Here is a 25316-nt window from a genome sequence, read left to right on the forward strand (position 1 = left end):
TTTTGGCAAAAATGGGATTTGTGTCTCTTGAGTCAAAACGTTATTTTTATGGTTTGGATCGTAGTTCCTTACTGCGAACTACACATCATGACGAATATGGAGGAGCAAAAAATTATTTTGGTTGAAGATGAGCAGGATGTTGCCGATTTGATCGTACAAGGCTTAGGCGAAGATGGTTATAGGGTTATTCATCTGGGGCGTTCGGAAGGTCTGGAACAGCTCTTGGCGAAGCAAGATGTCTCCCTTGTGCTACTGGACATTCTTTTGCCAGGAACTAATGGACTGGATATTTGTAAGCAGATCAGGCAGTGGGGCTATACAGATTTACCTGTTATGATGCTGACTGCACTTGGAACTCCAGAGAATGTGGTGCTCGGACTCGATAATGGTGCTGATGATTATCTTTCCAAACCCTTTAAGCTCATTGAATTGAAGGCTCGGATACGTTCATTGATCCGCAGACAACAGTCTATCGTACAGGCAACGCAACGTGAATTGCTACCTTCGAAAGATACATTTAGTTATGGTTTTCTGCGTATCGATGATTATAAAAAAATAGCCTATTGTGACGGGCAGGAACTCAATTTGACAAGTACCGAGTATCGTTTGCTTTTGTTGTTTATTCAGAGCCCCAAAAAGGTATTTGAGCGCACGGAGCTTTTGGACAAAATATGGGGTATAAATTTCGATATCGGATCAAATGTTGTCGATGTTTATGTGAATTATCTGAGAAAAAAGATTGAAAAAGTAACGAGCAAAAAAGCGATCCATACGGTTATTGGTATGGGATATGTTTTAAAAATAGAAGACTGAATATTTAAACATGCACAATTATAACCGAAAGCTTACTTATCTCATTGCAATTCTAGTCATTTATGTGAGTTGTTTTGTTGGCTTTATTTTTTATTCCATTACGAATTTTGCTTTTACAGATTTTTATAAGCGGCTGGACCTGCGGCGAAATATTGCTGCAGAGAAATTTCTGAATAGTAAATCTGCCTCCCAAACTGATCAGTGGAGCCTTGATTTTATTGAAAATCTCAATAATCAGCATGAATTTTTGGTGGAATTTGATAGCAATGGTGCTATTGTAAGAAGCCAGGGATTCCATAAAGAGCTTTGGGATAAAATCAATAAAAACGGAAGCTCAAATTTCAAGTCGGGCAATCAATTCTATTCAACCAAATATTTCTCGCAAAATGGTCGAAAGTATATCGTGGGCGCTTCTGCTGAAAATTACTTTTATACACACCATTTGGCCTATCTTCGTAATCTCCTTATTATAAGTCTGATTTTGGGAATTCTCTTTATATTCGTTGTTTCGGTTTTTATGAAGCGCTCGTTTTTAAAGCCCATATTGACCATGATGAAAGAGGTGCAGGAGATTGGTTCTGAAAATCTCTATAAACGATTGGATGAGGATAAATATAAAGGTGAGCTTCATGGCCTGGCACTCACATTTAATCGGATGTTGACGCGCTTGGAAACTTCTTTCGAAACACAAAAGAACTTTATCAGCAATGCGTCACATGAGCTAAATACACCCTTGACATCCATCATAGGACAGGCAGATCTTGCTTTATCCAAAGAGCGAACAACAGCGGAGTACCAACGAACATTATTTAAGATCATTGAGTCGGCAGAGCATTTGGAAAAGAAAACAAAAGCACTTTTACTGTTGGCGCGTACAGGTTTTGTTAATAATGCGACTGCATTTAGCCCCGTTCGTATTGATCAGATCGTGATGGACGCCGAGCTGACTGTTAAGGCCATCAATGATAAATTTAAGATTATAACAGATTTCAGTCTGTTACCAGATGATAGTATGCGACTTAAGGTGAATGGAAACGCAATTTTGCTACAGCTTGCGCTATCCAATATTATCAGCAATGCATGTAAGTATTCATCGGATAGAACAGCATACATTGCTTTGGGTGCATTGGACAATAAAGTCTTTATTCTAATAAAAGACAAAGGTATCGGAATACCTTCCCGTGAATTGGACCATATTTACGATCCCTATTTTAGAGCTTCCAATACGAGTGGCATTGACGGTTATGGTATTGGACTTCCTTTGGCCAGAAATATTATTAAGTTGCATGGTGGTACATTGAAGGTCAATTCTGTTGTGAGTGAAGGCACCACTGTAGAAATTGAACTACCCACTTACCTTCGATTCTAATGTAGTTTTAATTTAGATGGCATTTCTAATCTCATTTTAATACAGTTGCGAGCTTTCTAATGGAAAGCTAATTTTAGATTCATTCCGTTGCCATATGTGCGTTTTAACTTTGCTAAAAAAAAAGCATGGCTAAAACAACGCGTATATTAATACCCAGTGATTTTACAGTCGACTCCCTTCATTTTGTGCGTCAAAGTATTGAAGAGTCAACGGCTGATTGTATCGATATTATCCTTGTGTATGGCAATAAAAGCAGTACTTCTGCGAGTGAATTACTCGGAATTGGATTGGAAGATCAACTGGAAACACTTCAATCGGATTCTTTTTTAAAAGGCTGCAGCGTAATCTATCAGCGCTATAAAAACCGTGGGCTCAGTATTTTTGCAGATATCTTGGGTACCGATAACAGTCATTATTTGCAGCATTATCTTAGGGGACAGTCTGTTGATGAGATCATAATACCGCGAGATTATACCTATAAAAAGAAAACACGCAATTTTTTTAATGTCGCTAATGCACTCCGTAAGGTTGAGGGGCAAATTTGTTCTACGATTATATTTAAAGAGCAATCAAGTATCGGAAACAGAGCAACCGGACTAGTTGAATGATCGCTCGGAGTTTTACTATTGTTTTAGCCGAAATTCATCATTTCTAACTTATCTTCTATCTATTTTTATGGGGCATATACAAGGCGGACCATCCCCCTTACAGCGGTTGGCAAGCCTATTACATACTGAACGGAAAACGATCAATTATATATTTATTTATGCTATTGTGATCGGTATTTTTAGTTTGACTATTCCAATAGGGATAACAGCAATATTTAATTTTTTAAGCAATGGAGCGATGTATAGCTCTACCTATATCTTAATTGCTTTTGTGTTATTTGGCGTGATCGTGGGTGGAGTATTATTGATCGGACAATTGACCTTGGTCGAGTATTTGGAGCAGAAAATCTTTCTAAAATCGGCGATTGAATTTTCGTATCGACTGCCAAGAATTAAACCTAAAGAGTTACTTGGAAAAAACCTAGTGGAGTTGGTCAACCGATTTTTTGATGTTATCATTATCCAAAAGGGAATTATCAAACTTTTGATCGATATCATCGCCGCGGTCGTGACAATTTTCTTCAGTGTGGTTTTATTATCTTTTTATCATCCCGCATTTTTGGCCTTTGGCCTTATTGTCATTTTTTCTGTCATTACGATACTTGTTTTATACTATAAAAGAGGCTTGAAAACAAGTATTGAAGAGTCTGAATACAAATATGAGACGGTAGCCTATTTGGAAGCTGTTGCCGGACAAATCGACCATTATCGTGGAGATGAGATGAAAATGAACGAAGTGACGAGAACAACAGATTCCATTGTCAGTAAATATTTATCGGCTCGAAACGATCATTTTAAGGTTTTAAAGCGTTTTTTTCTAGGTTCTGCCCTGCTTCGGACGCTATTGTTTGGAGCGATGCTCCTGCTTGGATCCTATTTTGTTGTCGAGCGGCAAATGACTTTTGGTCAATTTGTAGCTGCTGAAGTTGTGATCGTTCAAATTGGTTATGCCATTGAAAAACTGATGACTAACTTAAATACGATTTTTGATATGCTTACGGGAGTTGTCAAACTGGCGGCTGTAACCGATCTTGCGTTGGAGGAGGACGCTGCGGTTTATGTTGATTAATAAGGATCATTCGAATCGAACAACGCTCTCTTGGAGAGATCTTTCTCATGATGCTGTTGATAGCTTATTGAAAGAGCGGGGATCCTTAGTTTTGGGGCGGATCCTTGTGTTATCTGGGATTGTTTTTGTACTGGCACTTTTTCTCCCCTGGCGGCAAACAATTCTTGGAGTAGGAACGGTTACCGCTTTACGTCCACAAGATAGACCGCAGACTATCCAAAATCAGATTGGTGGCCGCATCGAGTATTGGGCAGTTACCGAAGGGCAGGAAGTGAAGAAAGGTGACACAATTTTGGTCCTTTCGGAGACTGCACAATCCTATTTTGATCCCATGCTACCTGTAAGATTAGAAGAACAATTGCATGCCAAAAGGAGTGGAGAAGATGCCGCTAATCAAAAGATGCAAGCTACCCAAGCACAGATTGAAGCATTGAAAAATGGGCTGGATTTTCAGCTTGCATCAGCTAAAAATAAGGTGGTTCAAGCACAAAATGTGGTAAAAATAGATAGTGCAGAACTTGTCGCTGTCATGAGCTTTTTTGAGACCAGTGAAAAGCGGCTTAAACGGTACGAAGAGGGGTATCGTGACGGTTTATTTTCATTGACGGATATTGAAACAAGACGCTTAAATCTACAAAATGATCGAGCTAAAGTAGTAAGTGCAGATAACAAATTATCAAATTCAAGACAATCACTAACAAATGCGAGCATCGAATTAAACAACATTCGTGCAAAGTATAATGAATCATTAGCGAAAGCGCAGTCTGATTTAAGTTCCGCTTTTTCTTCCAAGGCCTCAGTACAGGGCGATATCGCTAAACTGAGAAATGAGATCTCCAATATCGATGTCCGACGAGGATTATATGTCGTGAGGGCCCCACAAGATGGTTTTATAGTAAAAACCTTTAAAGCTGGAATCGGTGAAAATATGAAGGAAGGGGAGTCCGTTGCGACATTGCAACCTAAAAAACCACTGCTGGCCGTAGAGCTTTATGTAAACGCGATGGATGTACCATTGATTGAGCCGGAGAGTGATGTAAGGCTACAATTTGATGGCTGGCCATCAATCCAATTTTCCGGATGGCCTTCTGTCGCGGTGGGTACCTTTGCCGGAAAAGTTTCAGTCATCGATAAAGTGAGCAGTACGAATGGTCGATTTAGGATTTTAATACGCGCGACCGATCCGGTTCCTGAGGGTGACGAGCCTTGGCCAATCCAGTTAAACCAAGGTTCAGGTGCTTATGGAAGGGTTATTTTAAACAAAGTTCCTTTGTGGTATGAGATATGGCGACAGTTGAATGGTTTTCCCCCGAGTTTGGAACGAGAACCAAAAGAAAGTGAGAAAAAGTAATTGTTATATGAATAAATTGAATTTTATTTTTATCGTGTTCTGCTTTTTTTTCTATTCTCATCTTTTGGCTCAGGAAAAGGAATATGGAGCACCGAAGACTTTTACAGTTGATGACATGGAAGAGCTTTTAATGGCTAATCATCCCATTGTTAAACAAGTAAATCTACTGAGTGAAACTGCAAAAGCCCAAGTAACACAAGCGTTAGGGAAGTTTGATCCAACACTAAATTCGAGCTTTAAAAATAAGCATTTCGGTCATACGGATTATTACAATCAGTGGAATAGCGAGTTGAAAATCCCACTTTGGTTAGCAGGAGCTGATCTGAAAATAGCTTATGATCGAAATGTAGGTGAATATACAAACCCACAATCCCGAACGAATAATGCGGGGCTCTCTGCAATCGGTTTAAGTATTCCTTTGGGGCAAGGTTTAATCGTCGATAGCCGAAGGAATACGTTACAGCAGGCAAAGGCGATGATCAGCTATCTGGAAGGCGAAAAGATCAAGCAAATTAATGCCATTTGGTTTCAGGCACTTTCAGATTATTGGAACTGGTATTTTGCTTACCAGCAATACCAACTTTTATTAGAGGGCGTTAAATTAGCGGATCAGCGGTTTAGCGCAATCAGTGAGCAGACTATGCTGGGGGACAAACCTGCAATCGATTCTATCGAAGCTTCGGTCGTCGTAAAAGAACGACGGATAGAACTTTCAAAGTATGAAGTAGAACTTAAAAATGCGAAAATTGTATTGTCCAATCATTTGTGGAATGATCAACAATTTCCGGTTGAACTTCCCGATCACGCCATACCACATAAGCTCGAAGACCAAGTTATTTTGCCGGATAATCGTGTGATCGAGGCACTACTGGATTCGGCAAAAATTGCTCATCCCGAAATGATCAAGTTGGCTAGTAAAAATCAGCAACTGCTATTTGAAGAACGTTATCGAAAAGAAATGCTTAAACCTAAATTGAATGTGTCTGGTACGCTCATTTCTAGCCGTCGCGGTTTAAATGATTTTGTACCACCGCAGTATGATTTTAATTGGCAGAACTATAAGCTAGGTTTTGAATTTGCATTTCCACTTTTTATTCGCGCCGAACGTGGGAAGCTCAAAGAGGTACGGATTAAGCAAGATCAACTACGATTTGAGCAGGTAGCGACTGAAAGAAATATTTACAATGACGTCGTTAAAAAGTACAATGATTTAAATGCTTACAGTAAACAGATTGAACTTCAATCGATCAATATAAGTAACCAGGAATTGCTCCTTAAGGGTGAATTAAATAAGTTTGAGCTGGGTGAATCAACCTTGTTTGTTGTCAATAGCAGGGAAAACAAGCTGATTGAAATGCGTATCAAGCAAGAGAAGCTTTTTACGGACTATCGGAAGGCACTGGCAGAGTTATACTACAAGGCCGGAACTAAATTTTAATCTCATTTTAATCTACATTTTATTTTTAATCTCATTTTAATACAAGTCCTAAAATTCTAATAGAAAGTTAATTTCAGATTCATTCGGTTGCCATGATGACCTGTTAATTTTGTATAAAAATAATTGGATATGGCAAAGGCAACGCGTGTATTGATTCCAAGTGATTTTACGATTGATTCGCTCTTTTTTGTGATTCATAGTATAGAACAATCGTCAGCTGAAGAGCTAGACATTATTTTGGTCTATGGCAATAAGAGCAGTACTTCGATTAGTGAGTTATTAGGGATTACACTGGAAGATCAGCTTAATAAGCTGCAATCAGAAGATTTTTTGAAAGCCTGCCAGATGATCTGTCATCGTTATGAAAATCGTAAGCTAAATATCTATACAGATATTATCGGCTCTGACAATCTCAATTATTTACAACATTATTTGCGCGGAGCTCGGATTGATGAAGTCAAGGTTCCCACAGATTATGAATTTGAAAAAAGAACAAGGCATTTTTTTGACGTCGGACGGGCTTTGCTTCACTTGAGTAAAAGTAAGCAGAAGAATGTCTCGATCGTAGAAAAACCCGGGACAAACAAAACCGGCAGAAATGTCTTGGCGGATTTATTTTTTAACAAGAAATGGGATGTTAATTATTAAGAGAAAAATATTGGCACAATTCAACTTTGTCTTGTTGTCCTTTTTGCTTTTAGGGGCTAGTTCAATGGTTATGTTTTATGAAAACCCTGAGCGGCTTTTAGAAGGGGAGTGGGAAGAGCAGGGTTGGTACTTTGAGAAAGTGGAGAAGTCTCCAACATTCAAAAAACAGGCGGTTATCCATGAAGGAATAAAAGATGCTGCAATCGCGCACCTTCCACCCCTGCAGGATGGATTATGGCATTTTGAAAAAATGGGTGATAAAAATTTTATTGCCCATCATGAGGACAAACAATACAATTGGTTTTTGAAGGGACGAGGCCATATTCTTGAGCTTCGTAAGAATGACGAGCTAATAGAGAGTTTCGTTATCCAAAAGTTGAATAAAAACCAGTTGGTGCTGCATCTTAATTTGGATATGCAGACGAAAGGAATTGCACGTATCGTGCTGAAAAAAGGAGGAAAGGAAAAGTATGCTGAGAAAATATAGTAACCATAGGACGATTCAAGATAACATTAGGCTGGGGGGAATTACCGCGTTTTCTGCAGGAATGGTCAATGTCGCATCTGTCATTGTCTTTTTCTCGTTTACCTCGAATGTAACGGGTTATTATGCTGTTTTTGCACAGGAGATAGCGAAAGGGAATTGGTACCAAGGTGCTGTGGTGCTTTTTTGGATTTTACTTTTTCTAGTAGGGAGTATGCTTTCTAATCTGATCATCATTCATGGTAAAGGACGTTTTAGCTCCTATTTGACACATTCCATTCCCTTGGTATTGGAAATATTGAGTATATTATTTGTTGGGATATATCTTGATGTATTTTATGAGGATTCTTTGAAAGAAACTGAGATACTTGTCGGTGCATTGCTCTTTGCGATGGGGCTACAAAACGGTTTGACTGCGAGCATATCGAATTCTGTTGTGAAAACAACACATTTGACCGGGCTAACGACAGATTTGGCCATATTGATTTCGATGTTCACTAAGGAGTCTAACCGGAGCAATAAGGCATTGGTCGACAAATTCCATTTGCTATTGAGCATCGTGAGCGCGTATGTCGTTGGCGGACTTGTGAGCGGTATTTCATTCACTTACCTATCAAATAAAACATTTTACGTGGTTTGTTTTGTTCTTTTAGTCATCGGTTTATACGATCACTACAAATTGTATCTGTTGAAAAAGCAATTTGTGAATCGTCATCGTCAACCAGTGGCAGCTTAGTTGACTGAGCAAGTTCTTGGTTAGCTAAGCAAAAGGGCAAATAGTTTAATCGCATTTCAAAAAATGCGATTTTTTTTGTCCAAAAAATGCTTATCTTCATACACAGTTATCACGCTCTACCGAAGCGAATGAAAGACTACTTAATCAATTTAAAACCGTATCATGATCAAATTCTTTTCCAACCGGCCTTTTTGGGCACTTTCTCTAATTTCGCTGTCAGTATCACCCCTCTGCGTAAAACAGGCTTATGCGCAAGAAATGCAAACCCCAAGATCAGTACATGATCAAAATAAAAGCCAGCAGAATCTTTTACGGGCAATCCAATTGATTGATCGATCAATGGACGTCTATTTTTCCGGTGAAGATTTCAAAATGCATCGTTTTTATAACCCATTTACGAAGGTTCGATCCGAAGAAACAGCTAGTGTATGGATGTATTCTGCTGCCATAGAAGCTGTAAACGCTGTGTTGAGTGGCTTGAAAAAGCAACAGAAGGTAGATAACGGCAAGCTTTATAAAATGTATTATTCCCGCTATGTAGATTTATTGGCTAAGCTTCATGCAAATGCAGCCTATTATTTAGGGACCTTTACGCTAACGTCGTTTACGCAGCATAAAGAATGGACAGTGTATGCTGTCGATCGCGTTCGAGAAAAAGGAAAAGCAAATGTAACGGGCGTATTGAACGTCTATGATGATCAGATGTGGTTGGTACGGGAATTATTGGAAGCTTATCATTTGACCGGGCAAGATCGCTATTTGCAAGAAGCGGAGTACCTTACGGCTTATGTTCTTGATGGTTGGGATTGTACTTTGGATGAGAAAGGGAAAGAGCATGGCGGAATTCCATGGGGACCAGGATATGTAACGAAGCATGCCTGTAGTAATGCACCGATCATTAGTCCGCTTGTTACATTGTATGAAATCTATAAAAACAAAGGAGACCAAATAATTGCACATTCGATCGATCAGAAAGATAAACTAACCCGTATTGCTAAAAAAGAGCGGAAGGCCGATTTTTATCTCCGTTTTGCTAAAAGGATTTACGACTGGCAAAAGGCAAATCTTCTTAATGAAAAAGGTGTCTATGCGGATATGATGGGTGATTGTTATCCAGATTGTTCGATAGCTTATGAAACGGTCAACGGTGTGCGATACCGAAAAAATACCGAACTCAGAAAAGCCGTCGGAACTGCATTTTCCTATAATAGTGGAACGATGATTTCCGGAGCAGCAGACTTATATCGTGTTACGAAAGCTAAAAGCTATTTAGAAGATGGCAAGAAACTGGCCGATGCGACTTTTACTTATTTTGGAAAGTTAGGGCAGCAGATTCCTGAGCATTATACGTATGCGACAGACGGTTTTAATAACTGGTTTAACGGTGTTTTGTTAAGAGGCTATACCACTATATTACCGAATTATAGTAAGGCTGGGATGTATGTGAAGTCTTTTCAGGAAAACTTGGATTATGGCTATACGCATTTCTTGAACGAAGGATTTTTGCCAAATGATTTGCTCGGAGGTTGGGCAAAAGATAAAAGCAAGAATGATCTGGAGGGAATGTTTATGTTCACTTTTGCGGCACAATATGCTACACTTGCGCAAGTTGAACAACCAAAATAGATGCTCCCCTAATGAGGCACTTATTTTGGTTGGGATAGAATTGTCTGCATCGTTATGATTTAGATAAAGCAGTTTGGGCGTCTTGAAATTCAGTAGGGCTCTGTCCAAACTGCTTCTGAAAATTACGAGAGAAATGAGTCGCGGAGCTATAGCCTAGTAAATTAGAAATTTCGTAGACTTTATGCTGCTTTTGGATGAGCAGTTCTGCTGCTTTTCGGAGCCGCGTTAAATTAATCAGTTCATTGGGCGATAGGCTCGATACCACATTAATTTTGCGATAGAGGGTAGGTCTACTCATGCAGAGAATATCGGCCATCCGATCGACATTAAACTGTGGGTCATCGAGGTGTTGCATGATGATTTCTTCAATCTTCAACAAAAACTCTTGTTCACTTTGATTTTGACCGATTTGCTGTATTTGCGACATCGGATTTTTAATAAAAAATTCCTTGACTTTAACTCTATTCTTTAATAAACTCGCGATTTGTGCTCTTAAAAAGGCAGGTGAAAAAGGTTTTTCAATATAAGCGTCGGCACCATACTCCAAACCCTGAATTTTTGATTCAATACTATTTTTTGCCGTTAAGAGTATAACTGGAATGTGTGCATATGCGATATCTTCTTTAATTTTTTGACAGAGTTCAAAACCATCCATTTCTGGCATCATCACATCGCTGACGATCAGATCAAAATATTCAGTGGCTAATAAATCCAGCGCTTCCCTACCATTGGAACTCGTTGTTATCTGATAATCCTCATTGAGATCATCCGCAATGAATTCAAGTAGTTCAGTATGATCATCTACTAATAATAAATTGGATTTGGCATTCATAATTATGGGTTTGTATTGTGATTCAAAGGCAATGTCAAACTAAATACGTTCAATTGGAGGTCGTTTGTACTGTATAACAGGGTACCTTGGTGTTTTAACGTTAAGGACCTTGTCAATGCCAAGCCTAGGCCGCTTCCAGGAACATTCTTATTTTGTTTTAAGCGATTGAATGGTTCAAAAATTCTTTCCCTTTCTTCTGAAGGAATTAAAGCTCCGTCGTTTTTCACGGTCAATATAAAGATATTTTTCTGTTTATCCATATTCAAATTCACTTCAATATAGGATGAAGAATATTTCAGGGCATTATTCAATAGGTTGTAACATATCTTGTCGAATGCGTCGATATCGACTTGACCTATGATATCTGGCATAATGTGCGATACCATCTGCTTGTCCTGCGCCTGCAGTGTGACTGTAAAATTGTTGATAATTTCCTGGACCGTTTGGCTTATGTTTTCTGATTCAAAGTGTAATTTGAATCCTTCCGTTTCGACCTGTCTAAAATCCAATAGCTGATTGCTAAGGGCAATCAACTTCTCCGTGTTGTTTTGCATGGTCAATAGTAGCTTGTCGGTTACAGGATTGTGATCGACTTTGTCCATAAGCTTCTCTAAGGGGGCCTTGATCAATGTCAACGGTGTGCGTATTTCGTGCGCAACATCGGTGTAAAAATTGATTTTTGAGCGATAGAGTTCTTGCTCGCGTAGATTTTGTACGGTTAAAAGATGTTGTCGATTGCGTTGTTTGATCTTTTCATTGAAATGATGAATAACAAATATAATCAGCCCCACAAGGATTAGAGCATAGCAAACAAAGGCCGGTATACTTGCCCAGATCGGAGGAAGAATAGTGATTTTAAGACTAGCAAAAGTGGGGATTGTATTGCCATTTGGATCTTCTGCTTTTACAGTAAAAACATAGTTTCCGGGCGCTAGCTTGGTGAAGTAAGCCCGTTGATTGCTTGTAATGTCTATCCAATTGTCGTCGAGACCATCCATTTTGTAGCTATAGTGAATGGAATGGGGGGCTTGGTAGTGTAATGCCGCAAAATCAAGACTGAAGGATGACTCGTCGTGTTTCAGTTTGATTTTATCCGTGAACAGAATTGATTTGGACAGAATATTTGTATCGGTGTACTGATTGATCGCCCTATTGTTGATGTAAAAATTAGTGATGTAAATCGGAATTTGATTCTTGTAGTTGATTTGGTTGAGCCTTTCGGGATTGAAACGTATCAGTCCATTGATGGTGCCGAAATAAAAGTTTCCATTGTCATCATTAAAGGATGAATTGTAATTGAACTGAATCGTCGGTAGGCCAGACTCCAAGTTGAAGATGCGTTTTTTCCCACTGGGAAGATGGTAGCGTACCAGGCCCTTGGAAGTACTCACCCAAAGGTTATTTTGTTTATCTTCTAAAAAGGCGAGTGTCACATTACTGGGCATTCCTTCTTCCAGGCCAATGTTTTCAAAGCCATCCTGATTTGATTTCTTTTTAGCCATCCCACCTTCGGTAGCTATCCAAATTTGATTTTTTGAGTCCTCAAATATACTGTTGACCCTATTGTTGGGCAAGGAATTGAGATCGTTCTGATGATGCGTATAGTGTTTGAAATAACGTGTGGTCGGATGATAACAGAATAGTCCATCACGCCACGTTCCGACCCAGATATTCCCCTTTTTATCTTCCAAAATGCTTGTATAAAACATGTATTCTGGGACATTATCAATAAGGTGGAAAGATTTTTTTTCTAGATCAAAGCGGTATAGGCCGCGTGTGGATGCAGCCATGATTTCTCCTTTTCGAGTTTTATAGAGATAAAAAAGAAAATTACTTTGGAGATCGGATCTTGATACATTGCTGTTACGATCGATGTGATAGATAACTTTTTGAAGCTTTGGCGAAAAAATGTCCAGACCATTGACGAAAGTACCAATCAATAGTTTGTCGCCAATAGGGAGAATACCGTGAATATTGTTATTTGCCAGATTCCCCTGTTTATCGGAGAAGTTCTGGATATAACCCGATTTAGGATCCAATTTAGATAGACCTCCGTTTTCGGTGCCTATCCATATATCGTGGTTGATGTCTTTTTTGATAATCCGAACGACAGAGCCTTTTAAGCTCCCCGGGCGATCTTGTGGGAGAAATTTTTCGATTATACTATTATTCTTGTGATAATAGTTAATCCCACCAAAGTAGGTTCCCAGCCAAATACCCTCATCCTTATCTTGTAGGATATTATAAATGGCATTGTCAGATATCCCCCAAGGGTTTTCTTGTTCTTTCTGAATGTTGATGTAATTTCCGCTCGCTATTTGGTAAATGAAGAGGCCAGATTCCGTTGCAAACCAATATTCATGATCGTTTGGCTGTATAATATCTCTTACATAGAGAAATTGATGCAGCTTGTCCGGACCAAGAATTGACTTGAGGGACTTGTTTTTAAAATTGTAGCTATAAACCCCAGTTTTCGACGTGCCAATCAATAAGTCTCCATCGCGGTTTTCCATTATTTTCTCAATACTAAACCAGTCTTTAGGACCATATTTTGCTTGAAAGTCAAGCATGAGTGCGGGTTTTCCAGAAGAACCTATCTGGAAGATCTTACCTTCAGGAGTTCCAAAAAATACAGTTCCATTTTTTGTGCAGCTGATAGACGTAATATAGAGGTCCGATTTTGTAAATTGTTGAATTGCGTGACTAACCAAATCATGGCAATAGAGCATTCCATTGGATATAAACCAGATCCTTTTGCGTTGATCGGTAACAATGACGGGTACGTCCGCATTTTCAAATTGTTTGCTCAGTAGTCTAAATTGCTCGTCGACGGGGTCGTAGCAATAGATTCCCTGATCTGTTCCAATCCAAATTCTTTTTCGAAAGTCCTCTTTCAAGGAGATGATATTATTACCACCCAAGCTGTTTTTCCCAGATTGGGTGGCATCAAAATGTTTGAAATTGTTACCGTCAAAGCGATTTAATCCATCCTTTGTTCCGAACCAAAGAAAACCCTGACTATCTTGCATGCTACAAATGACAGCATTGTTTGACAAACCTTCATTGATTTGATAATGATTGAAATAGTAGGGCTGCGCATATAGCAAGGAAGGGAGTAACAGGATAAATAGCAATCGTAAAGGCTTCAGGTTGATCATGATCATTTTTTGGTTATTGATACAAAATAGAGCTAAAATGAAACAATTTAATCTTAAAATTTCTAAAAAATTTAAGACTTTAGCTTATAGATTGTAATCGTTAAAATTATAAAAAATCTAGAAAAGGACGTAAGTTCTATCTAAACAAAGATTATAAACCCTTTAAAATATTACGAATGAGAGGAAAATTGACCTTGCTGGGTCTTTCTGCAATACTTGCTTTTAGTGTGTCTTGCCAGCAACCGACTGGTTCTAAAACTCCCAAAGCAGATTCTTTATCGGCCTTCATGGATACCGCGCAGTTCAGCGGAACTATTGATCAAAAACAGGCGTATCTATATGAACTGAGCAATAAAAATGGCGTACAAGCTTATTTTACCAATTTTGGTGCACGTTTAGTGGGATTATGGGTGCCTGACAATAAGGGTGAGTTATGCGATGTGGTTTTGGGTTTTTCTAAAGCGGCTGATTATAATAATCCCAAAGAACCATTTTTTGGTACTATTGTAGGGCCTTTTGGTAATCGGATCGCCAAAGGCAAATTTAAGTTGGATGATAAAACCTATACATTGGCGGTAAATAACGGTCCTAATACCCTGCATGGCGGTTTTAAAGGTGTGCATTTTGCCAATTGGACATTAAAATCGTCAGATAAATCATCCCTTACATTTGCTTACACCTTACCTGACGGACACGAGGGTTTTCCAGGAAACATCCAAATGGAGGTGACTTATACGCTGAACGATAATAATGAATTGATGATAGCTTATCGTGCTACTTCCGATAAAAAGACGGTGATCAATTTGACCAACCATGCTTACTTTAATTTAAACGGTGAAGGAAGTGGTACCATTCTGGATCATCAACTTCAATTGTTTGCCAATGAATACACACCAGTAGATAGTACACTAATACCCACAGGGCAATTAGCACTGGTAAAGGGAACAGCTTTTGATTTTACAACCTTGAAACCGATAGGAAAAGATATTAATGCCAATGACCAGCAGCTTAGTTTTGGAAAGGGCTATGACCACAATTTTGTCTTAAGTAAAGAGAAAGATGGCGACTGGTTTAAAGCGGCACATGTGATCGGTGATAAATCAGGGGTGGTCATGGATATTCTGACAACCGAACCTGGTATTCAATTTTATAGCGGCAACTTTATGAACGAACAAGTACAATTGAAGAATGGTAAAAAAGATTCCTTCCGTACGGCTTTTTGCCTTGAACCGCAGCATTTTCCGGACGCTCCGAATCAGCCAGCTTTTCCAACAACAGTCCTGAACCCGGGGCAAGTATATCAAACGAAATCCCTGTATCGTTTTTCAGTAAAATAATACATATTTAATAATGATTGGTTTGAAAGTATACCACTGAAAAGAGGTGTACTTTCTCTGTTTAATAGACTTTAAAACGTTTTAGGTTGTATTAATTATTTGATACAAATAGGCAGTTTTTTGAGAAAAAACGAAAGCCTGTCCGATTGAATATACCTTAATTTTGGACAAATCAATTATACAAACTAATCAATCTAGGTATGTTTAAGGGTCTTAAATGTCTGCCAATTTCTGCTACTTTACTCTGCTATGCGAGCAGTTTTATTCCTTTAGCAAAGGGAGCAGATTTATTTCCAGTTCCTGCAGAAAGCATTGCTTTGCAAAAATCAATCAAGGGTGTGGTTAAAGATAAAAGTGGCAATCCGATCGTAGGAGCGACAGTCGCTTTAAAATCCAAATCAAGCACTGCCGTTTCAACGGATGCAAAAGGTAATTTTAGTCTAACAGGTGTGAATGCTGGGGATCTACTGACTGTAAGTTCAGTTGGGTATCTCTCAAAAGAAGTGGCCGCGAGCGCGGATTTAGCTATTACATTGGACGATGAAAATTCACGTATCGGCGAAGTGGTTGTGGTCGGGTACGGTACACAAAAGAAGGAATCTGTTACTGGTGCAATCACGGCAATTTCTTCGCAGGATATTTCCAGATCTGTTGCGACTACAACCTCGGGAGCTTTGGTCGGGAAGATTGCAGGGGTCAATAGCCGGATGTCGGATGGACGCCCTGGCGCATGGACGGGGATCAGCATCCGGAATATGGGAACTCCCTTGTATGTGATCGACGGTGTTCAAAAAGATGAAGGCCAATTCAATAATTTGGACTTCAATGACATCGAATCTGTTTCGGTTTTGAAGGATGCGTCCGCAGCGATTTATGGTGTACGCGCAGCCAACGGAGTGGTGGTTGTAACGACAAAGAAAGGAAAGCGTGGCGATAACAATACCTTTAATATCAATTCCTATTACGGCTGGCAAAGTATGTTTCGTTTTCCTAAGCCTGCAGATGCAAGTACCTATGTAAAGAGCTACATTCAATCGGATGCTATTCTTGGTGTGAAGGATCCCAAGTATTCATTAAGCGATCTTGAAAAATGGCAGCAGGGGATGGAAAAAGGTTACCGCCCATTTGATTGGTACGATTATATCTTAAAAACTAGTCCGCAAACCTATGTTTCTGGAAATGTGAGCGGTGGGTCCGAAAAAATCAATTATTACTTAAGTGCCGGGCATCTCGACCAACAATCCATTATCCGTAATTATGGTGGTTTCAAACGTACTAATGTTCAGATGAACATTGATGCGAGCGTATCTAAACGATTAAAAATAGGGGCTAATTTGAACGGGCGGATCGAACAGCGCAAACAACCTGGGGTACCCGGTGCTGACGATACTTGGCAAGCCTTATTTGCCATTTACCGCAACTTACCTACTGCGCGGCCATTTGCCAACGACAATCCGCTCTATCCAACACAAACTGCCGCCAATACCGAGACGAATTTTGCGATGCTGAATTATGATCTATCGGGTACATATCAGGAAAAATGGCGGGTGATGCAACTAAATTTTAATGCCGAGTATAAGATTACAGATGATTTGGTTGCCAAAGGAACGGTAGGGTACTATTTGGCTAATAAGTGGATGGATAATCAGGAGTTCACTTACAAATTGTATGGCTATGATGAAAAAACGGATACCTATCCAGTCATATTTAGCATGGATAACCCTTGGCGGGAGCGGTCTATCGCTCAAATCGAAGAAATTTCAACACAATTCACTTTAAATTATAACAAACGTTTTGGAAAGCATGGTGTAAATGCTGTATTAGCCGCGGAGTCAATAAAACGAGATAACCCCGATATTTATGTCCACGACAGACCAGCATCGAATGCATTGAGTTTGATCTATTTTCAAACGATGGATACCTATAATGATACTGGAGTAAATACGCAAGCAAGAGCCGGCTTTGCAGGTCGGGTCAATTATGACTACGATCAAAAATATCTTTTAGAACTTTCATCGCGTTATGATGGATCCTGGAAGTTTGCTCCTGGAAGTCGATGGGGATTTTTTCCTTCAGCATCCGCGGGATGGCGGATCTCTTCTGAAAAGTTTTGGACAGATGGCATGCGGAAGATACTTGATGATGTTAAGCTTCGGGGATCTTACGGGATATTGGGGGATGACAATTTGGATGATTGGAAATATTATGCTTTTGGTTACCTGAGCGGATATACCTATAATTCCAAAGGTTCGACGATTGACGGAAAATATGTTATTGGCACCCAACCCCGTGGACTTCCTGTTAAAACGCTTTCCTGGATTGAGGCGCACATGTTGAATGTGGGGCTTGATTTTAGCACATTAAAGGGAAGATTGACGGGTAGCTTGGATTTCTTTCGAAGGAAAAGAAGTGGTCTACCGGCTTCCAGAAATGATGTATTGATACCAAATGAGGTTGGTTTTAGTCTGCCTTATGAAAACCTAAACTCCGATATGCATAAGGGTATCGATGGCTCAATTATGTGGCGGAGTAAGGCTGGCGATTTCAATTACTTTGTCGGTGGTAATTTTACATTTGCCCGTCAGATTGATGGTGAACAATATAAACCCCGGTTTGGGAATTCCTGGGATCAGTATCGGAACTCCATTTTTGACCGCTACGCCTATCTAAATTGGGGCTTACATGCTACTGGACAGTTTCAGTCCTGGGAAGAAATTGCCAATTACGATGTAGACAATGACCGTCAAGGTAATTCTACCTTGAGACCAGGAGATATAAAATATGAAGACATCAATGGGGATAAAGTGATCAATGAGCTGGATCAGCGGCCAATAGGATATCGGCAAGGCGGACTTCCTTATTTCAATTTTGGAATTAATCTGGGCGGACAATTCAAGGGATTTGATCTGGCCATGGATTTGACAGGAGCAGCATTTGCATCCTATCGTCCCAATTACGAAGCGATGAACCCTTTCCACGATGGTGGAAATAATCCGCAATATTACATGGAGAATCAATGGATGCTCAGTGATATTACCAACCCGAATAGTACATTGATTCCCGGCAAGTATCCAACATTGATTCGCGGAAATCAAAACCATAGTAATTATTGGCATAGCGATTTTTGGCTCACCAATGTAAATTATATAAAACTAAGAAATCTTCAGATTGGATATACCTTGCCAGACAAGTGGATGAAAGCTCGTGGAATCCAAAAATTACGAATATATACGATGATGCAGAATCTCTTCAGTATAGATAATTTGGGTGATATGAAGATCGATCCGGAAATCACAAGTGATTCGGGTGTTCAATACCCAACAAACCGGGTTATAAATGTGGGTGTTAATTTAACTTTTTAATGAAAATGATAAAGAGGAAGGTTATTTTATGGGGTGTATGTTTAGTATGTGCATTCTCAAGCTGTAATAAGTTTTTGGACCGGGAATCACAGGCTATTTTTACCGATGATCAGATATTTTCAGATCAAAATATGGTGAAGTCAGTGTTGGCCAATTACTATGGAAGAGTCAGCTGGGGCCAGCAATTTGGCGACAACGGCTCCTTTGCGATGCTAGATGAAGCAGGATTTTCCAGTGGTTCTCCCAACAATATGCAGGAGTTTCCAAATGATTTTTGGCGGATGTATGATTATGAATTGATCCGAAATCTAAACCAATTTATTGTAGGTGTCCGACAATCAACATTAGATGACAACAATAAAAAGAGCATTGAAGGTGAGGCCCGCTTTATCCGTGCCTGGACTTATTTTAATATGATCAAGCGTTTGGGGGGAGTGCCAATGGTGGGTGATAAAGTATATGATTATACAAGTGGAATGGATCCAGCAGAATTACAGTTGTCGCGTGCAACCGAGGCTGAAAGTTATAATTATGTCATCAGTGAATGTACTGAAGCAGCTAAAATGTTAGGATCTGACAAAACTGTGAATTCGGCGAGAGCTAACAAATGGACGGCTTTAGCGTTAAAAGCTCGAGCAAGTTTATATGCTGCCTCTATTGCAAAGTATAACTACAAAACTCCCGACGTGAAAACAGCGGGGAATGAGGTGGGGATCCCTGCGTCTGAAGCAACTAAATATTATCAAATAGCTTATGAAACTGCTTTGGATATTATAAATAATAGTCCTTATGCGCTGTATAATGCAAATCCGGATAAGGGCAAGAACTTTTATCTTGCCGTAACCTCAAAATCAAGCAATGAAGTAATTTGGGCAAAAGACTATGCTTATCCTGGTGAGACCCATTCTTTTACCAATAATAATATAGCCTCATCTGTCCGCGGTGATATTGATGCCAATTTCGTAACTCCAGTACTCAATTTGGTGGAAGCATTTGAATATACAAATGATCGAAAAGGGGATCTGAAAACGAAGACTGCTGCTGGTGACTATGTTTATTATACAAATCCCGAAGATCTTTTTGCCAATAAGGATGCACGCTTGTATGGTACGGTAATTTACTCCGGAGCAGATTTTGCTGGAACGAAAATAACTTATCAGGCGGGGGTTCGGTATAAAGAAAATGGTACATGGAAGACAGTAACAGGTTCGCCTGGTTCCTCAAATGATAAATTTGGCGGACTTGTTACGAGTGAGGATGGCCCTACGACTTCCAACGATATGTATGTCAATAAAACTGGATTTAATATCCGGAAGTTTATTGACGAAAATAAAGATGCCTCTACACGCGGGCGCGGTTCGGATATTTGGTTTGTCCGTTTTCGTTATGCTGAATTTCTGTTGATCGCTGCAGAGTCGGGGCTTGAACTTGGTAAACCGCAAGCTGAGTTGACTGGATATATCAATAAGATCAGGGAGCGCGCGGGAATACAAGCATTGACGACTATTTCTTTAAATGATATCATTCAGGAACGTCGCGTTGAATTTGCTTTCGAAGATCATCGTTATTGGGATTTGAAACGTTTGCGCATCGCCCATGAAATCTGGAACGGAAGTGCTGATAATTACAATGCGGTGCACTATGCCCTATTTCCGTATAAAATATATGCTCCTGGGGATCCTAACAATGGCAAGTGGGTTTTCGAGAAACAGAAATCTAGCCATACGCTCTATCCGCGAAATTTTAAATATCAGAACTATTATAATTTCATTGACCAAAATTGGATTAACAACAATCCGAAGCTAGTCCGAAATCCTTATCAATAGCATTATTCTTATGAAAACTTTTTTTTGTAAATTAATAGTCGGTTTGTGTTTACTCTTGGGTGTTTTTGCTTGTGGCAAAGATAATTATGATGCACCACAAAGCACATTAAGCGGACATGTAACCTATAATTCCAAACCTTTGGGGCTGAGAGGATCCAATCAATCGGTCTATCTTCAACTCTGGCAGGATGGTTATCAATTTCGGTCTCCTATTAATGTTTATTTAACTCAAGATGGTTCGTTTTCTACGAAACTTTTCGATGGAAAGTACAAATTGGTGACAACCAGTGGAAATGGACCATGGGTGAGCAGCGCCGATACGTTGCTAGTTGATGTGAAGGGCAATACCACAGTGGATTATCAGGTGAAACCCTACTACATGATGAGTAATATAACCTATAACACACAAGGAAATATCCTTAAAGCATCTTTTGATATCGAAACGATAGATGCTTCAAGAACGATTGATTTAGTCACCTTATTGGTCAATGATACAAAATTTGTGGATTTGGGCCAATATACATATAAGATGGAAAAAACTGGATTAAATGCCGGCCATGTCGAATTGGAACTGGATATCAAAGATATTTTGACCAAGAGTGCAGCGGTGTATGCGCGCGTAGGGTTACGGGTAAATGGGATTACCGAGGCGCTGTACGATAGTGAACCAAAGAAACTAAAATAAAAATGATTAAAAGAATTGGCTTTTTAAGCTTATTGTTGGGGTTTGGCTTAGCTACGTCGGCTCAATCAAGAATAGCAACTTCCGTAAACCAATTGCCGTTGACAGGTAAGAATACACAATACGTGAACAATAGGGCTCCGCTGAGACAAAATGCCTTGCTGAAATTGCCGGTAGGCAGTATAGTGCCTGAAGGCTGGTTAGGGAAGTACCTAGCGTTGCAAAAAGATGGTCTCACAGGTCATTTGGGCGAAATTAGCGCTTGGCTATCCAAAAAAAATAATGCTTGGTTAAGTACGGATGGGAAAGGAGATTATGGCTGGGAAGAAGTTCCTTATTGGCTAAAAGGTTATGCTAATCTGGGCTACATCTTAAAAGATCCTACAATCCTAGCGGAGTCAAAGATATGGTTGGAAGCCGCACTAAAAAGCCAGCGTCCTGATGGATACTTTGGGCCATTGATTCTGCGTAACAACAAACCAGATCTTTGGGGGAATATGTTGATGTTGTGGTGCCTGCAATCTTATTATGAATATAGCGGTGACCAACGTGTCTTAACCTTGATGACCAATTATTTTAAATGGCAGGCCAATTTGCCGGATAGTTTTTTTCTTAAAGACTATTGGGAAAATAGTCGGGGTGGTGACAATCTGCTCTCGGTTTATTGGCTCTATAATAGAACACAGGGGAATGAATGGCTGATGGATTTAGCAGATAAAATCCATCGGAATACCGCCAATTGGTGCCAGAAAGATGATTTGCCGAATTGGCATAATGTTAATGTAGCGCAGTGTTTCAGAGAGCCGGCAACCTATTATCTGAAAAGCCAATCGAGTGAAGACCTGAATGCGACCTACGCTAATTTTCATTTTGTCAGGCAGGTATTTGGTCAGGTTCCAGGCGGTATGTTCGGTGCCGATGAAAATGCACGTCCAGGATATACCGATCCCCGTCAAGGGGTGGAAACCTGTGGTATGGTCGAACAGATGGCGTCCAATGAAATCCTTCTTGGGATAACAGGCGACCCATTTTGGGCAGATCATGCGGAGGAAGTCGCTTTCAATACCTATCCAGCAGCCGTAACAGCAGATTTCAAGGCCTTAAGGTATATTACAAGTCCAAATATGACCATCAGCGACAGCCATAATCATGCTCCTGGAATTGATAATAACGGGCCATTTTTAATGATGAATCCCTTCAGTTCACGCTGTTGTCAGCATAATCACAGTCAGGGCTGGCCATATTATGCTGAGCATTTGTATATGGCAACGAATGATAATGGTGTTGCGGCAGTACTCTATGCCGCATCAAAGGCTGAAATCAACGTCGGAAACAAGCAGGCTATTCAGATCCGGCAAGAGTCCAATTATCCTTTTGAAGAATCGCTACGATTTGAAATAGGAACACAGGGTAAAACGGTTGATTTTCCCTTTTATCTCCGTATTCCAGCCTGGGCGAAACAAGCGAAAGTAACGGTTAATGGTAAAAGCCAAGCTGTGGAAGCTGGTGCAAAATATATTCGGATTCAACGGCAGTGGAAAGACGGCGACAAGGTCGAACTTTCCTTACCAATGACCATAGATCTGAAAACATGGACAGCCAATAAAAATTCAGTGAGTATCCAGCGTGGACCATTGACCTATGCCCTTAAAATCAAAGAGAATTATGTAAAAAAAGATAGTAAGGCTTCGGCAATAGGAGATTCCAAATGGCAGGAGACTGCAGATCCATCCAAGTGGCCATCCTATGAAATCCTTCCTGCAAGTGATTGGAATTACGGACTTGTACAAAATCAATTGCAAGCTGTTGACCACCTAAAAGTGGTCAAACGACCATGGCCTAAAGATGCATTTCCTTTCGACGCAGAAGCAGTACCTATTTCGATTCTTGTGAAAGCGAAACGTATCGATGGGTGGAAAATTGATGAAAACGGGTTAACGGGGGTATTGCCTCTGAGCCCCGTGGAAAGCAAAAGCGAGGTACAGGAAGTTGAACTAATTCCAATGGGAGCAGCACGTTTGCGCATTGCTGCTTTTCCCACGGTGAAATAATATAAATACGATATAAATAAATGACTTAACGATTTTTTATGATGAAGAAAACCTTATTTTTTGCCAGTTTGATGATGGCAGCACAATTGAACTTTGCTCAGGATTGGAAACCCGCCGGATCACATATATTAACCCCCTGGGGCGAGAAAGTAACGGCCCAAAAGCCACATCCTGAATACCCTAGGCCACAATTAATCAGAACCAATAACTGGCAGAATTTAAATGGACTATGGAAATATGCTGTCACTCCGGTAGGTACTAAAGAGATTCCTCGGCAATGGGACGGCAACATCCTTGTTCCTTTTGCTATTGAATCGGCATTGTCCGGTGTTGGTAAAGAGGTTGGAAAAGATAAAGCCTTATGGTATAACAATACCATAACATTGGACAAGTCTGTCCATAAAAATAAGGTCCTGTTGCATTTCGGTGCCGTAGATTGGCAATGTGATGTGTATGTAAATAATCAATTGGTCGGAAGACATGAAGGTGGTTTTGATCCATTTTCGATGGATGTGACAAGCTTCCTAAAGAAAGGAGCGAAACAGGAAATAGCCATTCGGGTATGGGATCCGACTGATGATGGTCCACAACCACGGGGTAAACAGGTGAACAAGCCGAATGGAATATGGTATACACCAGTGACGGGAATTTGGCAGACCGTTTGGTTAGAAAGTGTTCCACAAGCTTACATTGTAAGTACCAAACAGACGCCGCGATTGGACGATGCTGTCTTGGCCTTTCAAGCTTCCGTAGAGGGAAGCCAAGCCGGCGACGAAATAAAGGTGCGTGCATTGGATGGCGGAAAGCTTATTAAAGAACAAATAGGACAACCCAATACATCCTTTGATCTTTCGGTACCCAATCTGGAGCCCTGGTCGCCGAGTAACCCTAAACTCTATGATCTGGAAATTCAGCTGATTCGAAAAGGAAAAGTCGTAGACCAGGCGAAAAGCTATTTTGCCATGCGGAAAATAGCCATGCAGAAAGACGAAAATGGTGTTCAACGTTTAATGTTAAACAATAAGTTTACCTTCCAATACGGTCCATTGGATCAAGGTTGGTGGCCAGATGGTCTACATACTGCACCAACGGATGAAGCGCTGAAGTTTGATGTCGTCAAAACAAAGGAAATGGGATTCAATATGATCCGTAAGCATATCAAGGTAGAACCGGCACGTTGGTATCGGTACTGTGATAGTATAGGTATGCTTGTCTGGCAAGATATGCCTAGCGGCGATCTTGGTGGAAATCATTGGGATATGCAACCGGGAAAGATTTCAGGTGGCAATCGGGATAAAGTACGTTCACAGGAATCTGAGAATTACTACCGGAAAGAGTGGAAAACCATTATGGAGGTGTTGCACAACTATCCAAGTATTGTCATCTGGGTGCCTTTCAATGAGGCTTGGGGGCAATTCAAAACGAAGGAAATTACGGAATGGACCGTGGCTAATGACCCGTCAAGACTCGTAAATAGCGCCAGTGGTGGTAACTTTATGGAAACTGGACATATCTTGGATATCCATAATTATCCGGATGCAGCCATGCCTGATCCAAATTTGTTTGGTGCTAAACAAGTGCTTGCATTGGGTGAATTCGGTGGTCTGGGATTACCGATAGACGGACATTCTTGGCAACAGAAAGACAACTGGGGATACCAAAGTTTCAAGAATAAAACGGAATTATTGGAGCGTTACAAACGTCTTATCCATGATTTGACACGTCTAATTCCGATGGGATTGTCGGCCGCTGTTTATACACAGACAACAGATGTGGAAGTAGAAACAAATGGTTTGATGACTTATGATCGTAAAGTTGTAAAAATGCCTGAAGCAGAATTGAAGGCTGCACATCAGGCGCTTTATAATGCACCTACCAAATAATTGATAGCGATATGGCCGCAACACGGGTTGCGGCCTAAATTTA

18 protein-coding genes are annotated in these 25316 nt (G+C 40.1%); 16 read left to right on the forward strand and 2 right to left on the reverse strand.

Annotated features, from left to right (window positions below):
• Positions 1-48 precede the first annotated feature (48 nt).
• From B3600_RS16270 to B3600_RS16315, 10 genes are all read left to right on the forward strand, one after another.
• Positions 49-813 (forward strand): response regulator transcription factor, encoded by a 765-nt coding sequence (locus B3600_RS16270; RefSeq protein ID WP_236560243.1) that lies wholly within the window; start codon positions 49-51, stop codon positions 811-813.
• Positions 814-823: 10 nt separating this feature from the next.
• A complete protein-coding gene (locus tag B3600_RS16275; RefSeq protein ID WP_286753706.1) occupies positions 824-2182 on the forward strand; it encodes a HAMP domain-containing sensor histidine kinase in 1359 nt (452 codons plus the stop codon).
• A 125-nt stretch (positions 2183-2307) separates the two neighbouring features.
• Positions 2308-2790: a hypothetical protein gene (locus B3600_RS16280; protein ID WP_112376061.1), complete on the forward strand. Its 483-nt coding sequence runs from the start codon at positions 2308-2310 to the stop codon at positions 2788-2790.
• A 67-nt stretch (positions 2791-2857) separates the two neighbouring features.
• A complete protein-coding gene (locus B3600_RS16285; RefSeq protein WP_286753707.1) occupies positions 2858-3859 on the forward strand; it encodes an ABC transporter transmembrane domain-containing protein in 1002 nt (333 codons plus the stop codon).
• Positions 3849-5210, forward strand: a complete 1362-nt coding sequence (locus B3600_RS16290; protein WP_112376063.1) for an HlyD family secretion protein — start codon at positions 3849-3851, stop codon at positions 5208-5210. Before B3600_RS16285 ends, B3600_RS16290 begins: the two co-directional genes overlap by 11 nt.
• 7 nt (positions 5211-5217) lie before the next feature.
• The gene (locus B3600_RS16295) at positions 5218-6648 is read left to right on the forward strand and encodes a TolC family protein (protein ID WP_070567938.1); all 1431 of its coding nucleotides are present in this window, start codon (positions 5218-5220) and stop codon (positions 6646-6648) included.
• Positions 6649-6777: 129 nt separating this feature from the next.
• A complete protein-coding gene (locus B3600_RS16300) occupies positions 6778-7296 on the forward strand; it encodes a hypothetical protein (RefSeq protein ID WP_112376064.1) in 519 nt (172 codons plus the stop codon).
• Positions 7283-7783 (forward strand): hypothetical protein, encoded by a 501-nt coding sequence (locus tag B3600_RS16305; RefSeq protein ID WP_046675389.1) that lies wholly within the window; start codon positions 7283-7285, stop codon positions 7781-7783. Before B3600_RS16300 ends, B3600_RS16305 begins: the two co-directional genes overlap by 14 nt.
• Positions 7767-8516 (forward strand): YoaK family protein, encoded by a 750-nt coding sequence (locus B3600_RS16310; protein WP_046675390.1) that lies wholly within the window; start codon positions 7767-7769, stop codon positions 8514-8516. Before B3600_RS16305 ends, B3600_RS16310 begins: the two co-directional genes overlap by 17 nt.
• Positions 8517-8678: 162 nt before the next feature.
• On the forward strand, positions 8679-10142 hold the full coding sequence (locus B3600_RS16315) for a glycoside hydrolase family 76 protein (protein ID WP_286753708.1): 1464 nt from the start codon (positions 8679-8681) through the stop codon (positions 10140-10142).
• A 52-nt stretch (positions 10143-10194) separates the two neighbouring features.
• On the opposite strand, the gene B3600_RS16320 is transcribed toward B3600_RS16315, so the two are convergent.
• The gene (locus B3600_RS16320) at positions 10195-10974 is read right to left on the reverse strand and encodes a response regulator transcription factor (RefSeq protein WP_046675391.1); all 780 of its coding nucleotides are present in this window, start codon (positions 10972-10974) and stop codon (positions 10195-10197) included.
• A 2-nt stretch (positions 10975-10976) separates the two neighbouring features.
• Entirely contained in the window at positions 10977-14132 is a 3156-nt protein-coding gene (locus B3600_RS16325; RefSeq protein WP_286753709.1) for a sensor histidine kinase, read from the reverse strand.
• A gap of 176 nt (positions 14133-14308) precedes the next feature.
• Between B3600_RS16325 and B3600_RS16330 the strand changes: the two genes are divergently transcribed.
• From B3600_RS16330 to B3600_RS16355, 6 genes are all read left to right on the forward strand, one after another.
• Positions 14309-15469, forward strand: coding sequence for an aldose epimerase family protein (locus B3600_RS16330; RefSeq protein ID WP_286753710.1), 1161 nt, complete (start codon positions 14309-14311; stop codon positions 15467-15469).
• A gap of 200 nt (positions 15470-15669) precedes the next feature.
• Complete coding sequence (locus tag B3600_RS16335; RefSeq protein WP_286753711.1) at positions 15670-18831, forward strand: SusC/RagA family TonB-linked outer membrane protein; 3162 nt, start codon at positions 15670-15672, stop codon at positions 18829-18831.
• Between the two features lie 5 nt (positions 18832-18836).
• Positions 18837-20657, forward strand: a complete 1821-nt coding sequence (locus tag B3600_RS16340) for a RagB/SusD family nutrient uptake outer membrane protein (RefSeq protein ID WP_286753712.1) — start codon at positions 18837-18839, stop codon at positions 20655-20657.
• Positions 20658-20667: 10 nt separating this feature from the next.
• Positions 20668-21342: a DUF3823 domain-containing protein gene (locus B3600_RS16345; protein ID WP_046675395.1), complete on the forward strand. Its 675-nt coding sequence runs from the start codon at positions 20668-20670 to the stop codon at positions 21340-21342.
• A gap of 2 nt (positions 21343-21344) precedes the next feature.
• Positions 21345-23390, forward strand: coding sequence for a beta-L-arabinofuranosidase domain-containing protein (locus tag B3600_RS16350; protein WP_286753713.1), 2046 nt, complete (start codon positions 21345-21347; stop codon positions 23388-23390).
• 38 nt (positions 23391-23428) lie between these two features.
• Entirely contained in the window at positions 23429-25273 is a 1845-nt protein-coding gene (locus tag B3600_RS16355; RefSeq protein ID WP_286753714.1) for a glycoside hydrolase family 2 protein, read from the forward strand.
• Positions 25274-25316: the final 43 nt, after the last annotated feature.

It is taken from the genome of Sphingobacterium sp. UBA2480 (assembly GCF_002341965.1).
GTDB classification, from domain to species: Bacteria; Bacteroidota; Bacteroidia; order Sphingobacteriales; family Sphingobacteriaceae; genus Sphingobacterium; species Sphingobacterium multivorum.